General features: G+C 32.8%; 8 protein-coding genes. 3 read left to right on the plus strand and 5 right to left on the minus strand.

From position 1 onward, the window contains the following. Positions 1–4: 4 nt before the first annotated feature. The 3 genes from ACFELZ_RS09195 to trmD form a co-directional block, all read right to left on the minus strand. Positions 5–1,255: a PstA family ABC transporter permease gene (locus ACFELZ_RS09195; RefSeq protein WP_375316221.1), complete on the minus strand. Its 1,251-nt coding sequence runs from the start codon at positions 1,253–1,255 to the stop codon at positions 5–7. Positions 1,256–1,504: 249 nt separating this feature from the next. Beyond that, positions 1,505–1,882 (minus strand): 50S ribosomal protein L19, encoded by a 378-nt coding sequence (gene rplS / locus ACFELZ_RS09200; protein ID WP_253307222.1) that lies wholly within the window; start codon positions 1,880–1,882, stop codon positions 1,505–1,507. After that, positions 1,866–2,576 (minus strand): tRNA (guanosine(37)-N1)-methyltransferase TrmD, encoded by a 711-nt coding sequence (trmD, locus tag ACFELZ_RS09205; protein ID WP_375316222.1) that lies wholly within the window; start codon positions 2,574–2,576, stop codon positions 1,866–1,868. The genes rplS and trmD overlap by 17 nt, the downstream gene beginning before the upstream one ends. Positions 2,577–2,650: 74 nt before the next feature. On the opposite strand from trmD, the gene purC reads away from it, so the two are divergent. Beyond that, positions 2,651–3,373 (plus strand): phosphoribosylaminoimidazolesuccinocarboxamide synthase, encoded by a 723-nt coding sequence (gene purC, locus ACFELZ_RS09210; protein WP_375316223.1) that lies wholly within the window; start codon positions 2,651–2,653, stop codon positions 3,371–3,373. Here the strand turns inward: purC and purM are convergent. After that, positions 3,370–4,407, minus strand: coding sequence for a phosphoribosylformylglycinamidine cyclo-ligase (gene purM / locus ACFELZ_RS09215; RefSeq protein WP_253307225.1), 1,038 nt, complete (start codon positions 4,405–4,407; stop codon positions 3,370–3,372). The two genes, purC and purM, sit on opposite strands and share 4 nt — an antisense overlap. A 133-nt stretch (positions 4,408–4,540) precedes the next feature. Between purM and ACFELZ_RS09220 the strand changes: the two genes are divergently transcribed. Continuing rightward, on the plus strand, positions 4,541–4,834 hold the full coding sequence (locus ACFELZ_RS09220; protein ID WP_375316224.1) for a hypothetical protein: 294 nt from the start codon (positions 4,541–4,543) through the stop codon (positions 4,832–4,834). 80 nt (positions 4,835–4,914) lie between these two features. Further along, positions 4,915–5,193, plus strand: a complete 279-nt coding sequence (locus ACFELZ_RS09225; protein WP_375316225.1) for a hypothetical protein — start codon at positions 4,915–4,917, stop codon at positions 5,191–5,193. A 71-nt stretch (positions 5,194–5,264) separates the two neighbouring features. Here the strand turns inward: ACFELZ_RS09225 and ACFELZ_RS09230 are convergent, their stop codons facing one another. Continuing rightward, positions 5,265–6,083 (minus strand): transporter associated domain-containing protein, encoded by an 819-nt coding sequence (locus ACFELZ_RS09230; protein ID WP_375316226.1) that lies wholly within the window; start codon positions 6,081–6,083, stop codon positions 5,265–5,267. Positions 6,084–6,485 lie beyond the last annotated feature (402 nt).

Raw genomic sequence — 6,485 nt, forward strand, 5'->3', positions numbered from 1 at the left:
ATTGCTAAAAATTAAAAAATTCGAATTTCTTTTTTACAAAATTTGCTACTAAATTTAACGCAAATAACACCAATAATAAAGCTATAATTGCAATAGCAGCAAGTTCAATAAATGCAATTTCAGGACTACTTGACCATATGTATATTTGTACAGGCAGAACAGTCGCCGGATCGAAAAAGGACGTAGGTGTATCAGCAATAAATGCCACCATACCTATCATAAGTAAAGGGGAAGATTCACCTAAAATCCTTGCAATTGCAAGCACAGTACCATGTATTATTCTTGGTAACGCAATCGGTAAAGAGTGATCTAATATCACCTTGATGTGAGGCGCACCGAGCGCAAACGCTGCATCTTTTATCGTAATAGGAACATTCGCAAAGGCATTTTTTGTTGCAATTATAATATTAGGTAACATCATAAATGAAAGAGTCATTCCACCAACAAGTGGTGAAGAGCGTGGTAGCCCAAATATGCCAAGATAGAGAGTTAAGCCCACCACACCAAATATTATTGAAGGCACTGCAGCAAGATTATTCATGCTAATTTCTACAATATTAGTCATTAGCCTATTTTTAGGCATAAATTCGTAAAGACAGATGCCCGACATAATTCCCATTGGTAATGCTAATGCTAGGCACACTATAATTGTCATTAATGAACCGATAAATGCCCCTAAAATCCCTGCATTCTCAGGTTCACGAGAGTCAGATTTAAGGAATAAAGACTTATTAAAAAATTTTTTCACTCTCCTCTTTTCTTTTAGCCAATCAAGTAATTTAGCATAACGATCATTCAAATGTTTATCTTTATTTATTGAATTAATTATACTTGACGCGGTAAACCAGATCTCATATTCACCACTATCTTTTACTTTCTTACGAAAAAATTTCTCCAGTTCTTTGTAAGAATTACGACTTAAAATTTCGTCACTGTCTTTAAAATCAGTTCCTTTAAACACCTTACGTAAAGAATCGTTGAGTAAGCCAATGGACTTATACCGCAAATCACTAGGATTATTTGTTAAAGTAAGATCAGCACTTATTTCAATTGGCAATAAAATTTTCGTTACTGTTAAGGCACTGTAAGAGTTAACTAATATACTCAACAATATACAAACAGGACAGCCAAGTGAGATAACTAGTGCCGTGAAAGAGCAAAAGCGTAACGCTCTGTTCTTTTTATTTTTCCTTTTTATACGAGCATGTACACGCCTTGACTGAAGTAATTTAAGGAATTTTTTCTTTATACTCATTTATTTTTCCTGGATCCTATCGTCAGGCCCACAGCTGTACAAACGTCCAGTTTAATAAACATTGATGTCATTCCAGTGCTTGACACTAGAATCCAGTTATAAAAATATTTACAAATCAGGCAATTGGTAACAGACTCCATGCTAAAAACAACATCCATGATATAGAATAAGGTAGATCCCAGTATCAGCTACTTGGATGACACTGGGGAAGTGCTGGGATGACACAATTGACATCACTCCCTATTGTATCTACTTAGATTTCTTTTTAACATAAGTAGTACGCTCTTTGATCCTTGCAGCTTTTCCAAATAGTTTGCATAGATAATACAGTTTTGCTCTACGAACCTTTCCTTTTCTTGTCACTTGTACTGAAACCAGTGCAGGAGAATAAACAAAAAATTGAGACACTATACTTTCTCCATGGCTCACTTTTCTGACTGCAAAAGAAGAATGTAACCCGCGGTTCCTTTTTGATATACATACACCTCCAAATATCTGTATACGTTCACTTGCACCGTCAACTACTTTAAAAGTGACCTTCAAATCATCACCAGGACGAAATTCTGGTATTTCTTTAGCTAACACTTGCATTTGCTGTTCGTTAAATTTTTTAAGTAAATTTGTCATTTATATCCCCATTCAATAATTCAGGCCTACGCTTTTTTGTTATAACATAAGACTGCTTCTGCCTCCAATCACTTATTTTTTTGTGATTGCCAGATAACAAAACCTCAGGTACTTTATACCCCTTCCACTGCTCAGGTCTAGTATATTGAGGATATTCAAGCATACCACCATCATAACTAAAACTTTCTTCAATAATACTATCGGAATTATTTACTACACCTGGAAGAAGTCTAATGCATGCATCGAGAACCACCATCGCAGCTGTCTCACCTCCTGAAAGTATATAATCTCCGATACTTAATTCATAAGGAGTATACGCATCAATTATCCTTTGGTCAATACCTTCAAATCGACCACACAATATTGTTATATGAGGAAACTCTAATAATTCTCTGGCAATATTCTGATTAAACTTAGTTCCAGATGGAGTCATGTAAATAAACTTAGTGTTTTTATGAACAGAGAGCATACTATCTACTGCATCACCAACTACATCAGAACGCATAACCATTCCTGCTCCACCTCCATATGGAACATCATCCACAGTTGAATGTTTATCTTTCGCAAAAGAACGAATATTTATTACTTCAAGGTTCCATATTTTTTTTTCTAACGCTTTTCCGGCAAGAGAATAGTTCAAAAACCCGGGGAACATTTCTGGAAATATGGTTAATATTGTAACATTGAATGCCATTAAGGTTTATTTTAAGTTATTTGGAGCTATACTCTAAGAACAGTAAATTGATATAATATATAGTTAAATTAAGCATGTCACTGAATAAAACAATATACGAAGGTAAAGCGAAAGCCATTATTGAAACTGAAGACTCATCAACTGTTATACAGCACTTTAAAGATGATGTTACAGCATTCAATAAGAAAAAATATGAAATTATTGAGGGCAAAGGAATAATTAATAATCATGTTAGTGCTTTTATCATGGAAAAGCTTGAAGAAGCAGGAACTAGCACGCACTTTATAAAAACTCTAAACGAAAGAGAACAGCTAGTCAAAAAGCTCAAGATAATACCTCTTGAGGTGGTAGTTAGAAATGTTGCAGCTGGCAGCTTTTGCAAACGTTTTAATATCAAAGAAGGTGAGGCACTTACATCTCCTATAATCGAGCTTTTTTACAAAAATGATTACCTAGCCGACCCAATGGTGAATGAAAATCACATACTGTATTTTGATTGGCTATCTAGCAAAGAAATGGATGAAGTTAAAACTACAACTTTAAAAATCAACGAAATCTTAGTCCACCTATTTTCAAATGCAAGTATATATTTAGTTGATCTCAAGTTAGAATTTGGCAGATTAATAAATGACAGTACTAAAATCATTTTAGCCGATGAAATCAGCACTGATAACTGCAGGTTATGGGATAAAAATACTTATAAAAAGCTAGATAAAGACGTCTTTCGTTTGAATTTAGGAGATTTAAAGGAAGCGTACCTAGAAGTTGCAAAAAGACTGTCAGTAAAGTTAGACTAACTAAATACTACTCTATCAAGTGGAGGGTTACATGCCTCATCAAGTTTTCCAATAATTTCAATTTTTTCTCCACGTTTTTGGAAATGATTTTTCACGTTTTGCATATTCTCAGGACTTACGATCAATACCATGCCAATACCACAATTAAATGTTTTTAGCATTTCTTTCTTCTCTATTTTACCCTCCTTTGTTAGCCATAAAAATATATCTGGCCATTTCCAGGAATTAATGTCTATGTTTGCAAATAAGTTTTTTGGAAGAATCCGCGGAATATTATCTATCAAGCCACCACCTGTTATATGTGCAATGCCTTTTACCTTTGGCATAATAGGCAACAAAGAATCAACATATATTTTTGTTGGTTCGAGCAACACTTCTTTCCAAAGCTGATTATTCCATGGAGATGAGTCGTTATAATTTATACCTAAGCCTTTGAAAATATGGCGCACCAAAGAAAACCCATTTGAGTGAATTCCACTTGACTCTAAGCCAACTATATAATCACCTACTTTCATCATGCTACAGTTTGGAAGAATTTGCTTTCGATCAACTACACCAACCACAAACCCTGCAAGGTCATAGTGATTATTATCATACATTCCAGGCATTTCTGCAGTTTCCCCACCAACCAATGCTATTTTAGCTTGCTTGCACCCCTTTGCAATGCCTTGGACCACAGATAATAAAACGTCCTTGCTCAAAACGCCTGTTGCAAAGTAATCAAGGAAAAATAAAGGCGTTGCTCCTTGTGCAAGTAAGTCATTTACACACATTGCAACTAAATCTATACCTATAGTATCATGCCTATTCACTTCTTGAGCTATCAACAGTTTCGTACCTACTCCATCAGTTGAGGAAACAAGTACTGGATGGTCATATTTCTTACTTAGTGCAGCAAAATCAAACAACGCAGAAAATGAACCTATTTCGCTGATTACTTCTTCTCTAGTAGTTTCTTGAGCAATAGGCTTGACTTCTTTTATTAACTTATTATATAGTTCAAGATCTATTCCTGATCTGATATAAGTATTCATAATCCTTCTATAAATTTTAAAATTGTTAATACTATATTAATGCCTTGATATAAAAAGTGCAACGAAACTTTCTCTTAATTGACTATTATATGCTTACCAATATAGGTTAACTTAAATCATTTATAATTATCCAATGAATAAAAATACCAAAAATATACTGTTAATAACGGAACTGCTATCAGGACAGCTGCTTCATGACTTTGCTAACTCTATGAATGGAATAATGTTTGGCTTAGAAGAGCTTGAAGTAATAGATAAGAACGATGCTGATGCGCAGAAGGAAGCGTTGTCGTTTCTTAAAGAAAGCTCCGATGATTTAATATATAAACATAAAGTTATGAAGCAGGCATATTCTTCTTCAGCAGATAATTACAGCTTTGATCAGACCAAATCTAATATCGAAAATTATCTATTAAAAAAAAAGTAAAGCTTACGTGGAAAATAGACGCATACTCTGCAAAAAATAAGGAAGATTTAATTGAAAAGATAAATAAGATAATTTCTAATATGGTGCTAACTATAGCCAACGCAGTGGCGGAAGTTGAACTAGTGTCTGTTTTACTGAGTCAAACAGAAGACAAAATGCTATTAACTATAAAAATTCTAAATGAACACAAACCAATAAGCAAATCATTAGTAGACAAATTAATCAAAAAAAATGACACTAATTTAAATACAAAAGATATTAATATCTATATGACCTCTTTATTATTAGAGTACTATAACACTGAAATGCATTGTACTTGCGAAAATAATTTGCTGGAGATAGGTTTAACTATAACTTGAGTTGCATATTTGGTTATTACAACTTTTTCTTCGTTTCAAGGCAAGACATTCCCCGACAAGGGGTACTAAATCTAATTTTTGTAATCACTTAAGTCTAGTACTATTTTATTAATGTAGCGCTCATTTGCATCTTTGATGATAAACTTCATACCATTTTTATATTTAATGACTTCATCTACAGAAGGCACTTTACCAGCAATAGAAAGAATCAAACCACCAAGTGTAACATAGTCTTCTTCAGGGTCACGTAATTCTATTTTTAGATCCTCTTCTATATCCTTTATAAGAACCCTTGCTGACACTTCAAACTTATTTTGAAACAATTCAGTAATGGTATATTCTGAATTTATTTCGTTCTCACTATCAATGTTTGGTATTAGCTCCTCTATAAGATCGGTCATTGAAATTAAACCATCAGTTCCACCATATTCATCCAATACAATAGCTAAGTATGATTTAGAAGATTTCATCCTAACAAAAAGATTAGTTGTCTTCATCGAGGGCGGAACAAATATTACGCTTTTTATAATATTTCTCAGATTAAAATTTTTATCCCTATTAAAAATAACATCTTTTACATAAAAAAAGCCTATTATGTTATCAAAGTTATTTCTATAAATTGGTATTTTAGTGTGGCAAGTGTTTTTTATCTTCTTTATTATTTCACCCTCGCTTGACTCGATGTCTACTGCGCATATCTCTGTACGTGGAGTCATTATATCCATTATACCACAATCGCGGAATTTTAATAGACCATTAAATATATTAAGGTCTGGCAGATCTTTCATTAATGCTTCAGTCGCACACTTTTTCAACACAGAAGCTTTTTTGAAAAGGAAAAGAAAAATTCTATGTGCTATTTTTTCTACTAAGGTTCCTTTTTTACTCAATTTATTCCCTGTAACGGCAAAAACGTTTTCAGATCAGATTTATCAAGAAAACTGTTATTAAATGTTTAATAAGCATGTGAATAATGTCAAATTAATTTGTGAATTATTTGTTGATATAAAATACCAACAATTGATCAACAATTTTTTCAACGACATATACATAGTTATGTAACAATGCATGATGGTAAAATGTTTTCCATAAAAGAAAATTACTGACACTCTGAACATCTTACTTATACACATAAATCATAACAGAAAATCAATAGCATATAGAAGTTGTTAACATATTTATCCACAAATTAAACAACGCCAATTTTTACTGAATTTTAAGTTAGTAACAAGTTGTTGATAGAACTATTATTACTATTATACTTTAATATACAGAAGAATAGATAAAATAGA

The sequence above is a fragment of the Wolbachia endosymbiont (group A) of Colletes cunicularius genome, from assembly GCF_964264715.1.
Classification (GTDB): domain Bacteria; phylum Pseudomonadota; class Alphaproteobacteria; order Rickettsiales; family Anaplasmataceae; genus Wolbachia.